The sequence below is a fragment of the Serratia sp. 3ACOL1 genome (genome assembly GCF_003668775.1).
Lineage (GTDB): Bacteria > Pseudomonadota > Gammaproteobacteria > Enterobacterales > Enterobacteriaceae > Chania > Chania fonticola.
In genome coordinates this window covers 3,423,777-3,442,244 of the sequence record NZ_CP033055.1, presented here as the reverse complement: position 1 = coordinate 3,442,244, position 18,468 = coordinate 3,423,777, and the positions used below count along the sequence as shown (strand labels likewise).

Annotated in this window: 18 protein-coding genes; 17 read left to right on the top strand and 1 reads right to left on the bottom strand. The window is 57.6% G+C overall.

What is annotated here, in order from left to right; translation table 11 throughout:
- Positions 1-103 precede the first annotated feature (103 nt).
- The 16 genes from speB (at position 104) to D9980_RS15440 (ending at position 15,324) form a co-directional block, all read left to right on the top strand.
- Complete coding sequence (speB, locus tag D9980_RS15515; protein WP_024484368.1) at positions 104-1,024, top strand: agmatinase; 921 nt, start codon at positions 104-106, stop codon at positions 1,022-1,024.
- Between the two features lie 147 nt (positions 1,025-1,171).
- Positions 1,172-2,044: a 23S rRNA pseudouridine(2604) synthase RluF gene (rluF, locus tag D9980_RS15510; protein WP_024484369.1), complete on the top strand. Its 873-nt coding sequence runs from the start codon at positions 1,172-1,174 to the stop codon at positions 2,042-2,044.
- 304 nt (positions 2,045-2,348) lie between these two features.
- Positions 2,349-2,666, top strand: a complete 318-nt coding sequence (locus D9980_RS15505; RefSeq protein ID WP_021179759.1) for a non-heme iron oxygenase ferredoxin subunit — start codon at positions 2,349-2,351, stop codon at positions 2,664-2,666.
- 2 nt (positions 2,667-2,668) lie between these two features.
- Positions 2,669-2,977, top strand: coding sequence for a recombinase-like helix-turn-helix domain-containing protein (locus D9980_RS15500; protein ID WP_024484370.1), 309 nt, complete (start codon positions 2,669-2,671; stop codon positions 2,975-2,977).
- A gap of 20 nt (positions 2,978-2,997) precedes the next feature.
- The gene (locus D9980_RS15495) at positions 2,998-4,041 is read left to right on the top strand and encodes an aromatic ring-hydroxylating dioxygenase subunit alpha (RefSeq protein ID WP_024484371.1); all 1,044 of its coding nucleotides are present in this window, start codon (positions 2,998-3,000) and stop codon (positions 4,039-4,041) included.
- Positions 4,038-4,793, top strand: coding sequence for an SDR family oxidoreductase (locus D9980_RS15490; RefSeq protein WP_059201723.1), 756 nt, complete (start codon positions 4,038-4,040; stop codon positions 4,791-4,793). The genes D9980_RS15495 and D9980_RS15490 overlap by 4 nt, the downstream gene beginning before the upstream one ends.
- Before the next feature lie 36 nt (positions 4,794-4,829).
- Positions 4,830-5,624 carry an IclR family transcriptional regulator gene (locus D9980_RS15485; protein ID WP_024484373.1) on the top strand — a complete coding sequence of 265 codons (795 nt, stop codon included), beginning with the start codon at positions 4,830-4,832 and terminating at the stop codon, positions 5,622-5,624.
- 138 nt (positions 5,625-5,762) lie between these two features.
- Positions 5,763-6,704: a VOC family protein gene (locus tag D9980_RS15480; protein ID WP_021806231.1), complete on the top strand. Its 942-nt coding sequence runs from the start codon at positions 5,763-5,765 to the stop codon at positions 6,702-6,704.
- On the top strand, positions 6,701-7,912 hold the full coding sequence (locus D9980_RS15475) for an NAD(P)/FAD-dependent oxidoreductase (protein WP_121607776.1): 1,212 nt from the start codon (positions 6,701-6,703) through the stop codon (positions 7,910-7,912). The genes D9980_RS15480 and D9980_RS15475 overlap by 4 nt, the downstream gene beginning before the upstream one ends.
- 24 nt (positions 7,913-7,936) lie before the next feature.
- Positions 7,937-9,199 carry an MFS transporter gene (locus D9980_RS15470; protein WP_021806229.1) on the top strand — a complete coding sequence of 421 codons (1,263 nt, stop codon included), beginning with the start codon at positions 7,937-7,939 and terminating at the stop codon, positions 9,197-9,199.
- Between the two features lie 20 nt (positions 9,200-9,219).
- Complete coding sequence (locus D9980_RS15465) at positions 9,220-9,744, top strand: cupin domain-containing protein (RefSeq protein ID WP_121607775.1); 525 nt, start codon at positions 9,220-9,222, stop codon at positions 9,742-9,744.
- Positions 9,744-10,562: an alpha/beta fold hydrolase gene (locus D9980_RS15460; protein ID WP_121607774.1), complete on the top strand. Its 819-nt coding sequence runs from the start codon at positions 9,744-9,746 to the stop codon at positions 10,560-10,562. Before D9980_RS15465 ends, D9980_RS15460 begins: the two co-directional genes overlap by 1 nt.
- Positions 10,559-11,353 carry an SDR family oxidoreductase gene (locus D9980_RS15455; RefSeq protein ID WP_024528296.1) on the top strand — a complete coding sequence of 265 codons (795 nt, stop codon included), beginning with the start codon at positions 10,559-10,561 and terminating at the stop codon, positions 11,351-11,353. Before D9980_RS15460 ends, D9980_RS15455 begins: the two co-directional genes overlap by 4 nt.
- 13 nt (positions 11,354-11,366) lie before the next feature.
- The gene (locus D9980_RS15450; protein WP_024484380.1) at positions 11,367-12,161 is read left to right on the top strand and encodes an aspartate dehydrogenase; all 795 of its coding nucleotides are present in this window, start codon (positions 11,367-11,369) and stop codon (positions 12,159-12,161) included.
- A gap of 16 nt (positions 12,162-12,177) precedes the next feature.
- On the top strand, positions 12,178-13,647 hold the full coding sequence (locus D9980_RS15445) for an aldehyde dehydrogenase (RefSeq protein WP_121607773.1): 1,470 nt from the start codon (positions 12,178-12,180) through the stop codon (positions 13,645-13,647).
- Between the two features lie 39 nt (positions 13,648-13,686).
- Positions 13,687-15,324: a thiamine pyrophosphate-binding protein gene (locus D9980_RS15440; RefSeq protein ID WP_121607772.1), complete on the top strand. Its 1,638-nt coding sequence runs from the start codon at positions 13,687-13,689 to the stop codon at positions 15,322-15,324.
- 54 nt (positions 15,325-15,378) lie between these two features.
- Here D9980_RS15440 and D9980_RS15435 read toward each other — a convergent pair whose 3' ends face one another.
- Positions 15,379-16,131, bottom strand: a complete 753-nt coding sequence (locus tag D9980_RS15435; RefSeq protein WP_024484382.1) for a M48 family metallopeptidase — start codon at positions 16,129-16,131, stop codon at positions 15,379-15,381.
- Positions 16,132-16,357: 226 nt separating this feature from the next.
- Here D9980_RS15435 and tkt point away from each other — a divergent pair, with 226 nt between their 5' ends.
- Complete coding sequence (tkt, locus tag D9980_RS15430) at positions 16,358-18,352, top strand: transketolase (RefSeq protein ID WP_024484383.1); 1,995 nt, start codon at positions 16,358-16,360, stop codon at positions 18,350-18,352.
- The last annotated feature ends 116 nt before the right edge of the window (positions 18,353-18,468 follow it).

Sequence of the window (18,468 nt, the reverse complement as noted above, 5' to 3'; positions counted from 1 at the left end):
GAATAAATCCCTTTCTCGTCGGGCTAACGACGCGGGAGGGATTTTTTTTTGCTACCGCCCAAGCGTCCGGCTACGGGCGAACCGTTGAAAAATGAGGGTAAATATGAGTACCTTAGGCCATCAGCCCGATAATTCCTTAGTGTCCAACGCCTTTGGTTTCCTGCGCTTTCCGCTGAACTTTATGCCTTACGATAGCGATGCAGAGTGGGTGATCACCGGTGTTCCTTTTGATATGGCTACCTCCGGCCGTGCCGGTGGACGTCATGGCCCTGCGGCGATCCGCCAGGTTTCTACCAATCTGGCATGGGAAGGGGCGCGCTGGCCGTGGAACTTTGATCTGCGCGATCGTCTGAACGTGGTCGATTGTGGTGACGTGGTATTCAACTTTGGTGATGCTCAGGATATGAGCGACAAGCTGCAGGCGCACGCAGAAAAACTGCTGGCAGCCGGCAAACGCATGCTCTCTTTCGGTGGTGACCACTTCGTGACGCTGCCGTTGCTGCGCGCGCATGCCAAGCATTTTGGCAAAATGGCGCTGGTGCATTTCGATGCCCATACCGACACCTATGCCAACGGCAGCAAGTTTGACCACGGCACCATGTTCTTCCATGCGCCGAACGAAGGCCTGATCGATCCCAATCACTCCGTGCAAATCGGTATCCGTACCGAGTTCGATCGTGACAACGGCTTCACCGTACTGGATGCTGCGCAGGTTAACGATCGTGGCGTGGACGATCTGCTGGCGCAGATCAAACAGATCGTTGGCGATATGCCGGTTTATCTGACCTTCGATATCGACTGCCTGGATCCGGCTTTCGCACCTGGCACCGGCACCCCGGTGATCGGCGGCCTGACCTCCGATCGCGCCCTGAAATTGGTGCGTGGTATGCAGTCGCTGAACATTGTCGGCATGGATGTGGTAGAAGTAGCTCCGGCTTACGACCAGTCAGAGATCACCGCACTGGCTGCGGCGACCTTGGGTCTGGAAATGTTGTATCTACAAGCTGCCAAAAAGCAGGGCTAAATCAGTTTGCTGAATGGGTAGGGGTCGTACATAGTCGACCGTAGGGGCGCTGCATGCTGCGCCCGCTTGGCAGCGGCCCTTACCCGTCAACCCATCATGAAAATATTGCCGTGAAGATAAAGTGTATTTCGCGTTTACGGAGGAACCGTGCTGACTAAACCATCTATACGCCTCAACAAATATATTAGCGAGAGCGGCATCTGCTCGCGTCGCGATGCCGATCGTTACATCGAACAGGGCAATGTTTTTATCAACGGTAAGCGCGTAGCGCTCGGCGATCGGGTATTCGCTGGCGATGTGGTCAAGGTTAACGGGCAGCTTATTGAACCCCGTAACGAAGACAACCTGATTTTTATTGCGCTGAACAAGCCGGTGGGTATCGTCAGCACCACCGAAGACGGTGAGAAAGACAATATTGTCGATTTCGTCAACCACAGTACCCGTGTCTTCCCGATCGGGCGCTTGGATAAAGACTCGCAGGGGCTGATCTTCCTTACCAACCACGGCGATCTGGTGAACAAGATCCTGCGTGCTGGTAACGATCACGAGAAGGAATATCTGGTCACGGTTAACAAACCGGTGACCGACGATTTTATCCGTGGTTTGGGTGCCGGAGTGCCGATGCTGGGCACGGTGACCAAGAAATGCAAGGTGAAGAAAGAAGCCCCCTTTGTGTTCCGTATCGTGCTGGTGCAGGGGCTTAACCGCCAGATCCGCCGTATGTGTGAGCATTTCGGTTATGAAGTGACCAAGCTGGAGCGCACCCGCATCATGAACGTAGGCCTGTCTGGGCTGCCGTTAGGGGAGTGGCGCGATTTGACGGACGACGAGCTGGTTGAGCTGTTTAAGTTGATTGAGGACTCGTCCTCAGAGGCTAAACCGACCAAGAAAGCGGCCAAGCCCAAGCCTGCGGTGAAAAAACCGGCGAGCAGCGGGCAGAAAGCCGCGGATAAAGCGGGCAGTCAAGCACCGGCGCGTAAGCGTTTTGCTCAGCCAGGGCGCAAAAAGAAAGGGCGCTAAGTCGGCGTTTTCTGCCAATCACTGCTGATTAAACGGCCTCAGTCATCATGACTGGGGCCTTTTTCTTGTAGGGGCGAACATGTCCAACCGTAGGGGCGCGGCATGCTGCGCCCGGCCCTTTTATCTTGTTTTCACCCCCGGTGCATTTTTTCGTGATCCACTCCGCAGTTGTAACTTTAAAATAACCAATCATTAACATTCTTCCCTTTGCTGTCTTGACGAAAGATTCGCCATACCTATAGTGACTGTATTAAATAAGAAACTGAGTTTCATATATGAAACAATCAGATAGAGGACAGAAGCAATGAGCTGGAAGAACGTGTGCGAAGTGTCTCAAGTTAAAGAAGATTTTCCTTTCTCCGCCAATATTGAGGGAAAAGAGGTCGGCGTCTATTTGATCGACGGTCAATATTACGCGCTGGAAGACGTCTGCCCGCATGCCTATGCCTTGCTCAGCCAAGGGTTTGTCGATGACGGAAAAGTGGAGTGTCCACTGCACGAAGCGGTGTTCGATGTGCGTAGCGGCCAATGCCTGCGCGAACCCGGTGGCCGTGATCTGCAAACCTACCCTACCCGGGTGATCGACAATCAAATCCAAATCACCTTTATCGCGGAGGAATAAGCATGCAGCACATTACCGATTTCAACCCTTGGCTGCCGGATACCCAACAGGTGATCCCGGCGCGTGAGGGCGGCAACGGCCAAATCCACCAACCCGGCCAGTTTCAGAATGTGATCTGGCAAACCCGGGCACGTGTACCAGACGGGTTTGAAACCTCGCTGGTGGCCGCGCTGGAAGAGATCTTCGAGCAAGGGGCTGAGGAGCTGGAGCAGATCGTCAGCGCGCTCAATCAGCGTCGCCTGTTCGATCGCAGTGGTCAGCCATGGAATGAAGCCACGTTCCGCGAATTCCTACACGTCAACGGTTTCTGAGCCGCACAGGGAGAAGGACAATGACAGCAAACACAACATCCTCCGCGCAGACGGTACAAGACTATCTGGATCAGGGCCTGCGCGGTATGTGGTATCCGGTATTGGCCAGTTGGGAAGTGGGTAACAACCCGGTGGGCATCACCCGTCTTGAACAACAGATCGTGGTGTGGCGCGATAAACAAGGGGCGATCCACGCACTGGAAGATCGTTGCCCGCATCGTGGCGCGCGCCTGTCGATGGGCTGGAACCTTGGCGATCGCATTGCCTGCTGGTATCACGGCGTTGAAGTGGGTGGCGATGGCGAGGTTAAAGATGTGCCAGCTGTTGACCGTTGCCCGCTGGTGGGGCAGAAATGCCTGAAATCCTACCCGGCAAAAGAGGCTTACGGTGCGGTGTTCCTGTATTTCGGCGTCACTGCCGACGAACAGCCTGCCGAACTGAGCTTCCCGCAGGAACTGGCGGATGAGGCCAACTACAGTAACTTCCTGTGTACCGCCAGCTGGGACTGTAATTATCAATACGCATTGGAAAACGTGATGGATCCGATGCATGGCACCTACCTGCACTCCTCATCGCATTCGATGGCGGAAGGGGATCGCAAGGCCGATATGGCGCTGGAACCTACCGATAGCGGTTTCATCTTTAAAAAGAACGGCCAGATTGGCGTGAACTTCGACTGGGTCGAATTTGGCAGCAGCGGTGCCTATTGGATGCGCCTGTCGATCCCTTACAAAAAGCGTTTTGGGCCAGGCGGCCATTTCTGGATCATCGGCATGGTGGTGCCGGAAGATAAAGATCACTGCCGGGTATTCTTCTGGCGTATCCGCAAAGTGAAAGACTGGCAGCGTGACGCATGGCGCTTTATGTATCGCAACCGTCTGGAAGAACTGCACTGGGACGTACTCGAGCAGGATCGCATCGTGCTGGAGAACATGGCACCGAACGCGCGCGGTCGTGAATACCTGTATCAGCACGATGTAGGCCTCTCCCGCCTGCGCCGTATGATGCAGAAAGAGGCACAAAAGCAGCTGGCAACGCTCAGCGAGCTGGAGGCGGCACAGTGAGCGGCTTGCTGGCAGGAAAACGTATCGTAGTCACCGGAGCGGCACGTGGGCTGGGGCGCAGCTTTGCCGCTGCGGTGGCTCAGGCCGGGGCCAGCGTGGTGATGTGCGATATTCTGGCGGAGGAGTTGCAGGACAGCGCCGCCAGCCTGCGTGAGCAGGGGGCACAGGTTGAAGCTCAGGTTATCGATCTGGCTTCACCACAATCCATCACTGCGGCGTTCAGTGCGATTGCCAAGGGCGGCGCGATCGACGGGCTGGTGAACAACGCCGCGATGGCAACCGGTGTCGGTGGCAAAACCATGATGGAATACGACATTGAGCTGTGGGACAAGGTCATGCAGGTCAACGTACGAGGGACCTGGTTGGTGAGTCAGGCGGCGGTGCCATTATTAGCCCAAACGCCGCACGCCAAAATCGTCAATGTTGCCTCGGATACCGCCTTGTGGGGCGCGCCGAAACTGATGGCCTATGTGGCGAGCAAAGGGGCGATCATCTCGATGACCCGCTCCATGGCACGTGAGCTGGGGCCACAGGGCATCTGCGTCAACGCCATAGCACCGGGCTTGACGCGCGTTGAAGCCACTGAGTATGTCCCTGCCGAACGGCATCAGCTTTACGAGCAAGGCCGGGCACTGGCAGGCGCACAGCATCCGGACGATGTGACCGGTAGCGTGCTCTATCTGCTGTCGCCGCTGGCGGATTTTGTCACCGGCCAACTGATACCGGTCAACGGTGGTTTCGTGTTTAACTGACCGCCTGACGGACAGGCAAACATTTAGGAGCAGCACATGGCAGACGATCAAGCGTGTAAATATCTGATCCCGGGGCTGGATCGCGGGTTACAACTGTTGCTGGCCTTTGGCGAGCAGCATAAGGAAATGACCTTTGCAGAATTACATCGCCTGGTCGATATGCCAAAGGCAACCGCCTACCGCGTGGTGCAAACGCTGGAGCATCTGGGCTTTTTGGAGCGCAATCCACGCACCAATACCTTTGCGTTGGGGATCAAAGTGCTGCGTCTGGGCTTTGAGTATATCGCCTCGCTGGACGTGGCCCAGGCTGGCCAACCGGTGATTGAGCAACTGCGCGATCGCAGCCAATGCAGCAGCCATCTGGCGATCCGCGATGGGCATGACGTGATCTATATCGCCCGCGTCAGTGCGGCTGGCTCGCAGATCAACCAGGTAAGCGTCGGTACCCGTTTACCAGCGCACCGCACCTCTCTTGGCCGTATGCTGCTGACCAGCACCAGCCGGGAAGAGTTTGAACGCCTGTTCCCGCATGAAGCCTTGCCCGATGCGGCACCAGGGACACCGGCCAATCGCGAAGCGCTGTGGCAGATGGTGCAACAGGATAAGGCTCGTGGCTATGTGATTGGCGAATCCTTCTTCCGCCATGGCATTTCCTCGATCGTCTATCCGATCTTTAACCGTGAACAGCGGGTGGAAGCGGTGGTCAGCATTATGGTGCCTTCCGATGAGATCCCTAAGGCAGATCGCGAGCGGTTGCGCATGGAAGTGCGCGACGCCGCAGTGAAAATTTCAGGCCTGCTGGGCGCGCCACCGCAGGCTAACGTCGGCTAACCGGCCGAACGCTTTGTTGTCTGGGCGAAGCTATTCGCCCACTACCAATCACTCAGGCAGGGATAAGACTCATGAGCTTCATGGGCCGGGGTCGATCATGCCTGAAAAACGCATTCAGCGAGAACGTGAGGCACAATAATGAGCATAACCGGAATCGAAAAGCTGGAATTTGGCGTCGAAGATCTGCCAACGTGCGAAAAATTCATGCAGGACTTCGGTCTGCAACCGACGCTACAGCATTGGGGCGAACCGCGCCGTGAATTTACCACGTTGAGCGGGGCTAGCGTGGTGCTGTATCCGCAAGACAGCGAGGTCTTACCGGCCGCGTTTGAGGCAGGTTCCACCTTGCGCCGCATGACCTGGGCGGTTGAAAGCCCTGCTGCGCTGGCTGCGTTGCAACCCCTGTTGGCGCAGATGCCAGGCTTTCGCCACGTTGGCGAAGAACTGGAATGTCGCGATCCCAACGGTATGACGCTGCGTTTTGCCGTTACGGCGCAGCAACCGGTGGAACTGCCCGTTTCGCCTATCAACCAATGGGGCGATGTACGCCGCATTGACCAGCCTAGCCCGGTTTATGCCAAAGCCGAGCCGGTCAATATCGGCCACGTAGTATTCTTCGTTGAGGATTTGGCTGCTACCGAACGCTTCTACTGCGATCTGCTCGGCTTCCAGGTTTCCGATCGCTATATCGATCGCGCCGTCTTCCTGCGCACCCAGGCTCGGGGTGGCCATCACAACCTGTTCCTGCTGAAACTGCCTAACCGCCCACGGGGCCTGAACCACGTCGCCTTCACCGTACGCGATATCCATGAAGTGATCGGCGGCGGCATCGCGATGAATAAAGAGCAGTGGAGCACCTTTATTGGCCCAGGCCGTCACCCGATCTCCTCGGCCTATTTTTGGTACGTCAACAGCCCGACCGGCGGTGCCTTTGAGTATTACACCAATGATGACTACCTGACGGAAAACTGGCAGCCGCGTGAGCTGGAGCATTCGCTGGTGTCGTTTACCGAATGGGCGGTCGAAGGCGGTATCGATCACGATACCCGCCGCCAACATAAGAAGCCGGGGGCGGTATGAGCCAACCAACCCGTGCAGGCATTGTCATTATCGGCGGCGGTCAGGCCGGTGGTTGGGCTGCGAAAACGCTGCGCGATCGCGGTTATAGCGGCAGGTTGTCGGTGATCAGTGACGAGCCTTATGATTTTTACGAACGTCCACCGCTCTCCAAGGCGGCGCTGTTGGATGGCAGTGCACCACTCAGCCGCCTGTTCGGTGAAGAGGTGGTGGCCGGGATGAATATCGACTGGTACCGTCCACTTCGTGCCGAAGCCATCGACGGACAGCAGCAAATCGTCACGCTCAGCGACGGCAGCCAGTTGCAGTTCGATCAACTGCTGATCGCCACCGGTGGCCGACCACGCCTGCCGGATGCCAGTTGGGCTAAGCACCCGCGAGTAATGACCCTACGTTCCTGGGATGATGCGGCACGCCTGCGCCAGGGCCTACAGCAATGCCAAAAGCTGGCGATTGTGGGTGGTGGCTGGATCGGGCTGGAGATTGCCGCCTCGGCCCGCAAGCTGGGTGTTGACGTGACGGTGTTTGAGCGCCAACCCGCGCTGTGTATGCGTAGCGTAGGGGCTGGCGTTTCCCAGGCGTTGTTGGAACTGCATCAACAGCAAGGCGTCACCGTGCATTGCGACTGCGGCGAGATAACGCTTGAAGATCGCGAGGGTGAAGCCTGGATTGGCAGCGCCAGCAGTGCCGCGCAGCCCTTCGACCTGGTGGTTGTCGGCATCGGCGTTGAGCTGAATCTGGAACTGGCCCACAGCGCCGGGCTGAAGCTTGAAGGCGGGATCGTCGTCGATGGGCAAGGGCGTACCAGCCACCCGGCCATTTTTGCCGCAGGCGATGTTGCGCGCCATCCCACCCTCGGCCTGTGTCTGCAATCCTGGGCCTACGCACAGAATCAGGCGATCAGCACCGCTTGCGCGATGTTGGATGCGTTTGCCGCGCCTTACGATGATGTTGCCTGGCTGTGGTCGGATCAATACGACGCCAATATCCAAATCCTGGGCGTCCCTACCGGCGGCGTTCACCAGATAGTGCGCCGCACGCCGCAGTCACAACTGTTCTTCACCCTGAATGCCGATCGGCAACTGGTGCAACTGGTGGCGTTTAACGACGCGCGCACCATCAAGCTGGGTAAACGCTGGCTGGCCAGCGGCCGGGTACTGGATCCGCAGCAACTGGCGGATGTGGAATTTTCTCTGATGGCGTTGAAATAACGCCCGACCCAAAGGGAGCGTTTTATGACTACGCAAGATATTGACGCCCGCAGCGGTCGGGTGGGGGATGCTGTTGCCGAAAATTCACCAACCAGCGTGCGTTGGTCGGTGCCGGCAGCCCTGTTTGCCTGTGTGCTGTTGGCGTTTTTCGACAAGATCAGCATTGCCGCGCTGTTTTCTGACCACGAGTTTCAGCAGGCGATGGGCATCGGCTTTGATCCCACCCGGCTCGGGCTGCTGATGAGTGCCTTTTTGTTCTCCTATGGCTTCTCTTCGATGTTGTTGAGCGGCATTGGCGATCGGCTCAATCCGGTCAAAGTGCTGATTGGCATGATGGTGACCTGGGGCGTGCTGATGGTGCTGATGGGGATGACGCGCTCTTATCACACCATGATGACGCTGCGTATCCTGCTGGGCATCGCCGAAGGGCCGCTGTTGCCAATGGCCTATGCCATCGTGCGCCAGGCTTTTCCGCAACGTCTCCAGGCGCGTGCCACCATGCTGTGGCTGCTGGGAACCCCGATTGGCGCGGCGCTGGGCTTCCCGGTCACGCTGTTCATTCTCAGCCGCTTTAACTGGGAAACCACCTTCTTCTTTATGGCGTTTCTGACCGTGCCGGTGATGTTACTGGTGCTGTTTGGTATGCGTCACCTTAACGTGGCACGTCCAGCGGCCAGCACCACCAGTAAACCGGCTGTTGCCGAACGTAAACAGCTGCGCCGCGAACTGTTCAGCACCCCACATTTTTGGATGATTTGCCTGTTTAACATCGCGTTTCTCACCTACCTGTGGGGCATGAACGGCTGGCTGCCGAGCTATCTGATCGAAGGCAAAGGCATTCATCTGGAGCACGCCGGATACCTGTCATCACTGCCGTTTATTGCCATGTTGCTTGGCGAGGTGGTGGGGGCCTGGCTGTCGGACAAGATGGATCGCCGCGCGTTGGCCTGTTTCATCTCGCTGTGCGGTGCCGGGATCGGTTTGGGTGTCGTTCTGTATATGCAAGGCACCTACAGCGTGATCGCCGCCATGTCCTTCAGCACCTTTATGTGGGGAGCCGGCGCGCCAAACATCTTCGCGCTGTTGGCCAAGGCTACCAGCAGCCGGGTGAGCGCCACCGCTGGCGGGGTATTTAACGGATTGGGTAATTTTGCCGGCGCATTGGCACCGGTGCTGATGGGGGCACTGATCGCCGCCACCGGCAATATGGATAACGGTTTGCTGTTCCTGGTGGTGATGGCCTTTGTCGGCTGCGCCATTCTGCTGCCGTTACTGAATAAGTATTGATGCAACGAAGGAGAGACAACATGTCCCAGGTTGAGAATAAAGCCGGCATCAAGCCGCAGGATCTGACGATGGAAAACTGGGTGGAATCGCGTATCGCCCGTTTTGAAGGCCGTAAATATGACTGGAACGCACTGAAGTTCCAGGCCGATTACGATCCGAAGTACCGCCGTGCGCAGATGCGCTATATCGGCACCGGTGCCACCGGCGTCGTCAGCGACACCAACACCATTCCGGCGGGGAACTTTACCTTCTCCACCATGGTGCTGCCGTCAAAATGTGAGGGGCCATTGCACCTGCATGACGACGTTGAAGAAGTGTTCTTTATGCTCAAAGGCAAGATCACGCTGATGATCCAGGACGGTGAAGAGTATTACGAAACCATCCTGAAAGAGCGCGATCTGATTTCTGTTCCGGCGGGGATTTATCGCGGCCTGTTCAATCACGGCGAAGAAGAAGCGCTGATGTGCGTGATGCTCGGTACTTCCAAGCCGGAAACCCCGACTTACCCGGCCGATCACCCGTTGTCGAAAGTGAAGCGTAACTGATGAACGGCTTACCGGAACGCCAGCAGGCGGATTGTGGAGGCCAGCGGCTAAGTTGGCGCGAAGCCGGGCATGGTCGGGCAGTAGTGCTGCTGCATGGCATCAGTTCCGGTTCTGCTTCGTGGGTGAAGCAGTTCAGCGATCGCGCCCTGACAGACGGCCACCGCCTGATTGCCTGGGATGCTCCGGGTTATGGCGGTAGCGCCGCGTTGGCACAGACAGAGCCAAATGCTGCCGCTTATGCCAACGCGCTGGCGGAGTTGATCGCCGAGTTGCAGTTACAACAGCCGCTGATCGTAGGGCATTCGCTCGGTGCGTTGATCGGCAGTGCCTTTGCCGCTGCCAACCCGGATGGGCTGAGTGGACTGGTACTGGCCGATCCGGCTCAGGGCTATGCCACTGCGCCGCTGGAAAAACGCCAGCAGGTGTATGGCCAACGCAAACAGATGATCGAAACGCTTGGCCCGCAGGGCTACGGTGAACAGCGTGCGGCGGCATTGCTGCGTGAAGATGCGGATCCGCAGGATATTGCCTGGGTACGCAGCGGCATGCAGCAACTTAATCCGGCCGGTTTTCTCAGCGCCGCCTGGATGCTGGCCAATGATGATATCAACCGCTACCTGTTGCGCTATCGCGGCCCGTTACAGGTGTGGTGTGGCAGTGTCGATCGCATCACGCCACCGCAGGGGGCCGCAACGTTGGCGCAACAGCAGGATGCGACAATGCGCCTGATTGATGTGGCGGGGCATGCCAGCTATCTCGATGCGCCAGCGCTGTTTAACCGCTATTTGCAGGACTTTACGGGGGCAATCCAACCATGAATTTTCAGATTGAACGGCGAGTGGCGGTGGTCACCGGAGGATCCTCGGGGATCGGTTTTGAAACGCTGCGTCTATTGCTGGCCGAAGGGGCGAAAGTCGCTTTCTGTGGCCGCAATCAGGACAAACTGGCCAGCGCCGAGGCCAGCCTGCGTGAAGAGTTCCCGCAGGCGGAGATCCTGGCGTTACGCTGCGATGTGCTCGACGCCGAGCAGGTTGCCAAGTTTGCCGAGCAGGTCAGCACGCATTTTGGCGCTGTGGATATGTTAATCAACAACGCCGGGCAGGGGTTTGTGGCGCATTTTGATCAGACACCGCGTGAAGCCTGGTTGCATGAGGCAGAGCTGAAACTGTTCGGGGTGATCAACCCGGTGCAGGCCTTTTTACCGGCGCTGGAGCGTTCAGATATCGCCTCCATTACCTGCGTTAACTCATTGCTGGCCCTGCAGCCGGAAGAGCACATGATTGCCACCTCGGCGGCCCGTGCCGCGTTGCTCAATATGACACTGACCTTATCCAAAGAGCTGGTGAGCAAAGGGGTTCGCGTCAATTCCATCCTGCTGGGCATGGTGGAGTCGGGCCAATGGCGGCGGCGCTTTGCCGAGCGCCAGGATCAACAACAAAGCTGGGAACAGTGGACGGCGGCGATTGCCGAGCGGCGTGGCATCCCTATGGGGCGTTTAGGTAAACCACAGGAACCGGCACGGGCGCTGCTGTTTTTAGCCTCCCCCATGTCCTCCTTTACCACCGGCGCGGCGCTGGACGTTTCCGGCGGTTTCAATCGCCATCTCTGACGGGACTGAAAAGATGAAGAAGATCATGATGATTGGTTATGGCGCGATGGCAAAAGAGGTGCTGGCGCGCCTGCCGGAGGGCGTGGCAGTCGGTTGGATCGTGGCACGGGAAACGCATCATGCCGAGATCGACGCTGCGTTTGCCGGACAGGTGCAGGCGCTGACCCATCCTGACCAGTGTACCGAGCAACCTGATTTGGTGCTGGAGTGTGCCAGCCAGCAGGCGGTCGCCGAGTTTGGTGAGGCCATCGTTAAACGTGGCTGGCGGCTGGCGGTGATCTCTACTGGCGCTCTGGCAGATGCTGCATTGCAACTGCGTTTGCAGCAGGCCTGCACACGCTACCACGGGCGGCTGATTGTGTTGTCTGGTGCGGTGGCGGGTATGGATGGCTTGGCTTCGGCGCGGGAAGGCGGGTTGGACAGTGTGACCTATCAGTCCAGCAAAAGCCCGGCCAGTTGGCGAGGCAGCCCGGCGGAAAAACTGATTAATCTGGATGCCGTCAGCGAAGCGCAGGTGTTCTTTGAAGGGTCAGCCCGAGAAGCCGCAAGCATGTTCCCAGCCAACGCCAACGTAGCGGCCACCATTGCGCTGCATGGCTTGGGGATGGATGCCACGCGGGTACGCTTACAGGTAGATCCTCATACTCAACGTAATACTCACCGCTTACAGGTGTGTGGCCAGTTTGGCGAGTTCCAGATTGAGCTGTGCGGCAACCCACTGGCCAGCAACCCGAAAACGTCAACGCTGGCGGCGCTGAGTGCGGTACAAGCCTGCCGCAGTCTGGTGGACGGCGGTTTTATTGCCTGAATGGCAGGAGCAAAGCATGGAAACGTTAAAGATTTTTCTTGCCGGCCGCTGGTGCGAAGGGCGCGGCGAAGAGATGAGTTCGGTTTTCCCGGCTGATGGCAGCGTGAATGCTCGCCTGCGAGCGGCCAACGTCGAGGATGTGAATGAGGCCGTTGCGGCGGCAGAAAAAGCCTGGCGCGATCCGAGCTGGCGTGGACTGGTGCCGCATCAGCGCGCGGCGATCCTGCATCGCGTCAGCGATTTGATTACAGAACAAGTGGAAGCCCTGGCGCAGCTGCAAACCCGTGACAATGGCAAACCGCTGACGGAAACCCGTGGTCTGGTCATGAGTGCGGCGGCTACGGCTCGTTATTTTGCTGCTGCCTGTGAGGTGCTGGAGGGAGAGCTTCCCACCCAGCGTAACCGTGACGCGATGACGCTGAGCCAGTATCAGCCGCTGGGCGTGATAGCGGCGATCACGCCGTGGAACTCACCGATTGCCAGTGAAATGCAGAAGGTGGCTCCGGCGCTGGCGGCAGGGAATGCGGTGGTACTGAAACCGGCAGAGGCCACGCCGTTAATGGCGCTGAAGCTGGCCGAACTGTTTGAACAGGCAGGCTTGCCTGCCGGATTGCTCAGCGTATTGCCGGGCAAGGGCTCGGTGATTGGTGAAGCCTTGGCTCGCCATCCGTTGGTGAAAAAGATCTCCTTCACCGGCGGGACCTCCACTGGCCGTCATTTGGCACATATTGCCGCAGAAAAACTGATCCCTACCTCGTTAGAGTTGGGGGGCAAGTCGCCCACCATCGTGCTGGAAGATGCGGATCTGGAACAGGCTGCTCGTGGTATCTGTTACGGCATTTTCAGCTCGGCCGGGCAGGCATGTATCGCCGGTTCACGGCTGTTTGTGCACCGTTCGCTGTATCAGCCGCTGTTGGCCCGTTTATGTGAGCTGACCGCCGGGCTGCGTATTGGTAACCCGCTGCAAGCCGGTGTCCACCTCGGCCCGCTGATCAGCCACAAGCATCGCCAGAGCGTGGCGGACTACGTGGCCTTGGCTCAGCAGGAAGGGGGCCGGGTGCTCATTGGCGGTGAAGCCCCTGCCGATCCGCAGTTGGCTCAGGGTAGCTATTACCTGCCGACAATTATTGAAGGGCTGAGCAACAGTGCCCGCACTTGCCAGGAAGAGATCTTTGGCCCGGTGCTGGTGGTGTTGCCGTTTGATGATGAACAGCAGCTGATCGAACAGGCCAACGACTCGATCTATGGCCTGGCTGCCGGGATCTGGAGCCGTGATTTTGCCCGCTCGATGGCGCTGGCGGAACAGCTGGAAACCGGCACCGTCTGGATCAATACCTACAAGACATTCTCGATTTCCACACCGTTTGGTGGCTTTAAACAAAGCGGCCTGGGGCGCGAAAAGGGCCTGCATGGCATCCAGGCCTATATGCAGCAAAAGAGTTTGTATCTCTCCCTTAACAACCAACCTAACAGCTGGAGCAATTAAGCTGCGGTCAGAAACCCATAGATAATAAGAAGGCAGAAGATGAGCGAAAAAATTACGGTTGGTGAGGCGATAGCCCGAACGTTGGAACAGTACGAGGTGGCGGCAATGTACGGCATCATCTCGATCCATAATCTGCCGATTGCCGATGCCGTTGGGCAGCGTGGCGCGATCCGTTTTGTTCCGGCGCGCGGTGAGGCAGGTGCTGTAACTATGGCTGATGCCCATGGGCGCTTTTCTGGCTTGGGGGTGGCGCTGACCAGTACCGGAGCCGGAGCCGGTAACGCCGTCGGTGCGATGATTGAAGCGCTGAATGCCAATACGCCGCTGTTGCATATCACCGGTCAGGTAGAGAAAGCCTATCTGGATGCGGATGCCGGGTTTATCCATGAAACCAAGGATCAACTGGGCTTCCTGCGCGCCTGTTCTAAACAGGCTTATCGGGTGAACTCGCCGGAGCAGGCGGTCGCGGTGATCCAGCGCGCCATTCTGGATGCGCAGACCGTGCCTTGTGGCCCGGTGGCGGTAGAGATCCCGATCGATATTCAGAACAGCCTGGTTCCCGCCAGCCTGGTAGGGAAGGTGGTGCTGCCTCCTGCTCTGCCTGCTGCGGACGAAGCTGCGGTTGAACGTCTTTACCAACAGGTGAAGCATGCCAAACGTCCATTACTGTGGGTCGGTGGTGGTGCGCTGGCCTGCCGTGAGGCGGTAAAACGGTTGGCGGATGCCGGTGTGGTCGTGATCTCCAGCACCCATGGGCGTGGGATTTTACCGGACAGCCATCCGCGCAGCCTGCGGGCCTTCCACAACTCACCAAGCGTTGAGGCGATCCTGACGCAGTGTGATTTGACGCTGGTGGCCGGTTCCCGCCTGCGGAGTAACGAAACTCGTACCTGGTCACTCCCACTGCCGCGCCCGTTGGTACAGATTGATATCGATCCGGCAGCGGCCAACCGCAATTATCTGGCGGATGAGCAGGTTTATGGCGACTGTTCCGCCTTACTGAGTGCGCTGGCAGCACGCCTTGCCCCCGGCGAGAAGGTGAATGCCGAGTGGGATGCCGAGATTGGCCGTGCGGTTGAGTTGGCCGAAACTGCGCTGCGCCAGCAGTCTGGTGAGTACGCCAAATTGAATGATGCCATCGCCGCCTCGCTGCCGCAGGATGGCCTGCTGGTACGTGATATCACCGTTTCTGGCAGCGTGTGGGGTAGCCGTCTGTTCCGGGCCATCTCGCCTTTATGCAATATTCACTCGCTGGCCGGGGCTATCGGCATGGGGTTACCGATGGCGATCGGCACGGCCATTGCCAACCCGCAGCGTAAGGTGGTTGGCTTGGTCGGGGACGGCGGTTTGGCGCTGGGCCTGGGGGAACTGGCAACCATGGCGCAGGAACAGGCCAATATCACTTTGCTGATCATGAACGACGGCGGCTATGGCGTGATGCGTGGCATTCAGGACAAGTATTTCTCTGGACGCCAGTATTATAACGAACTGCATACTCCGGCGTTCTGCCAGGTAGCGGAAGCTATGGGGCTGAAAGCCTGGAAAGTGAGCGATGCCGCGCAGTTTGGTGGCGTGCTGGCGGAGGCGATTAATTACCCTGGGCCATCGGTGGTAGAGGTTGATATGAAAAGCGTTGGGCCGTTGACCTTCGCTGGCCCACCGCAGAAGCTGTACTGATTGCTTGCTCGGTTCCCTCTCTAGAGACGTACTCCCAAGAGAGGGAACATAGCGTTACTTACCGGCGGCGATGCGATCGCGAATGTGCTTGGCACGGGCTTCGGAAGTTGGGTGGCTGTCAAACATGCTGCTTTCATGACCACCGTCTAATTTCGCCAGTTTATCGAAACTGGTGGCCAGGCCTGCAGGATTGATGCCGCGTTTTTTCAGCAGATCGAACGAGTAATCATCCGCTTCACTTTCCTGTTTCTGTGAGAACTGGGCATTGACCAGTTTTTCGCCCAGATCGGCCAACTGCGACTGAGACAGTGAGGCAGCTACGCCGCCAGCTGAAGATGCTGCGGTACGTAATGCCACGGTCCCATAAGCGACCTGCATGGCTTTACGAGTGTGGCCCAGCGCAACGTGGCCCATTTCATGGCCCAGTACGCCTTCGACTTCGTTATCATCCATCATGTCCATCAGGCCGCTGTAGACGCGGATACAGCCGTTAGCCATCGCCCAGGCATTGACGTCTTTGGTCACGTAAACCTTGTAGTTTGCAGGGGTACCGTTGATGTTATCCCCCAACGCTGCGGCAATCTTGTTCAGGCGCTTGGTATAGTCGCTGCTTGCTGGCGCAATTTGCTCCTGGCTATCCATCTCTGCGCAGGATTTATCACTGAGTGCCTTGACGTCGCTATCGCTCAGCGTCGCCGCCTGGTAGGCCTGGGCGCCGGATTGTAGTAGGGTATCGGTATTAAGGTTTTGACAGCCGCTCAATAAAGCAGTAATGCTCAGTGCAATCAAAGAAGTACGGATTTTCATCGTTCTATCGTCCTGTGATAGTTAAGGGGGAGATCTGCTGCCATTATTCTGCGCATAGCCTAGTGTACGGCAGGCTTGGTCGAAATAGCTATATTCCGAAATGTGTTCCGAACGTGCGCATTAGTGATGAACTCGCTCTCATTCGGTATTAGGGATTGCTGTTTCAATGCCGAGTCTGAGAAAATAGAAATCTTGATCGCTTTTTTAATCCGACCTGGAGTAAAACATGTCCTCTCGTAAAGAGCTTGCCAACGCCATTCGCGCACTTAGCATGGATGCCGTACAAAAAGCCAATTCCGGCCACCCGGGTGCCCCTATGGGCATGGCAGATATCGCCGAAGTCCTGTGGCGTGACTACCTGAACCACAACCCGACTAACCCGCACTGGGCTGACCGCGACCGTTTCGTGTTGTCTAACGGCCATGGCTCAATGCTGATTTACAGCCTGTTGCACCTCACCGGCTACGATCTGCCGATGAGCGAGCTGGAAAACTTCCGCCAGCTGCATTCCAAAACTCCGGGTCACCCAGAATATGGTTATACCCCAGGCGTAGAAACCACCACCGGTCCGCTGGGCCAGGGGATCGCCAACGCGATCGGTTTCGCCATTGCTGAACGTACGCTGGCCGCGCAGTTCAACCGCCCGGGCCACGACATTGTTGACCACCACACCTACGCCTTCATGGGCGATGGCTGCATGATGGAAGGCATCTCTCACGAAGTCTGTTCCCTGGCTGGTACCATGAAGCTGGGCAAACTGACTGCGTTCTATGATGACAACGGTATCTCCATCGACGGCCACGTAGAAGGATGGTTCACCGACGATACCGCCAAGCGTTTCGAAGCCTATGGCTGGCACGTGGTGCGTGGCGTTGACGGCCACAACAGCGACTCTATCAAAGCCGCGATCGAAGAAGCCCATAAGGTCACCGACAAACCTTCCCTGCTGATGTGCAAAACCGTGATTGGCTTCGGTTCACCACACAAAGCGGGCACCCATGATTCCCACGGTGCTCCACTGGGCGCAGCCGAAGTTGCGGCTACCCGTGAAGCTCTGGGCTGGAAATACGCTGCCTTCGAAATCCCGCAGGACATTTATGCCCAGTGGGATGCCAAAGAAGCTGGTAAGGCTAAAGAAGCCGCCTGGAACGAGAAACTGGCCGCTTACACCAAAGCCTTCCCGGAACTGGCCGCAGAGTTCAAACGCCGCACCAGCGGTGAACTGCCAGCCAACTGGAAAGCGGAAGCGAAGAAATTCGTTGAGCAGTTGCAGGCTAACCCAGCCAACATCGCCAGCCGTAAGGCATCACAGAACTCACTGGAAGCCTTCGGCAAACTGCTGCCTGAATTCCTCGGTGGTTCTGCGGACCTGGCACCAAGTAACCTGACCATGTGGTCTGGCTCCAAGTCTCTGGGTGACGATCTGGCGGGTAACTATATCCATTACGGCGTGCGCGAATTCGGCATGACCGCCATCACCAACGGTATCGCGCTGCACGGTGGTTTCCTGCCGTACTCTGCAACCTTCCTGATGTTCGTGGAATACGCCCGTAACGCGGTGCGTATGGCTGCGCTGATGAAAATCCGCAACGTGTTCGTCTACACCCACGACTCTATCGGTCTGGGCGAAGATGGCCCGACGCACCAGCCGGTTGAGCAATTGGCCAGCCTGCGCGTGACTCCGAACATGAGCACCTGGCGTCCTTGTGACCAAGTGGAATCCGCTGTCGCTTGGCAGTACGGCATCGAGCGCAATGATGGCCCGACCACGCTGGTGTTCTCCCGTCAGAACCTGACCCAGCAGCCACGTACCGCCGAGCAATTGGCGAACGTTTATCGCGGTGGTTATGTGCTGAAAGACTGCGCAGGTACTCCGGACGTGATCCTGATTGCTACCGGTTCTGAAGTAGGTATCACCGTTGAAGCTGCCGACAAGCTGACCGCCGAAGGGCGTAAAGTGCGCGTGGTATCCATGCCGTCTACCGACGCCTTCGACAAGCAGGACGCGGCCTACCGTGAATCTGTGCTGCCAGCGGCAGTTTCTGCTCGCGTAGCGGTAGAAGCGGGTATCGCGGATTACTGGTACAAGTATGTTGGCCTGAACGGCGCTATCGTGGGCATGACCACCTTCGGTGAGTCTGCTCCGGCAGAGCTGTTGTTCAAAGAGTTCGGCTTCACCGTCGACAATGTGGTAGCCAAGGCTAACGCGCTGTTGAAATAACGACTGAGCTTTAACTGTGCGAGGGGCGAATATTCGCCCCTTATTTTTTACTCCTCGCCAACCAACCTCTCTCCATCCACAGCCAGGCAACATTAAGAAATCCTTAATGATTGGAT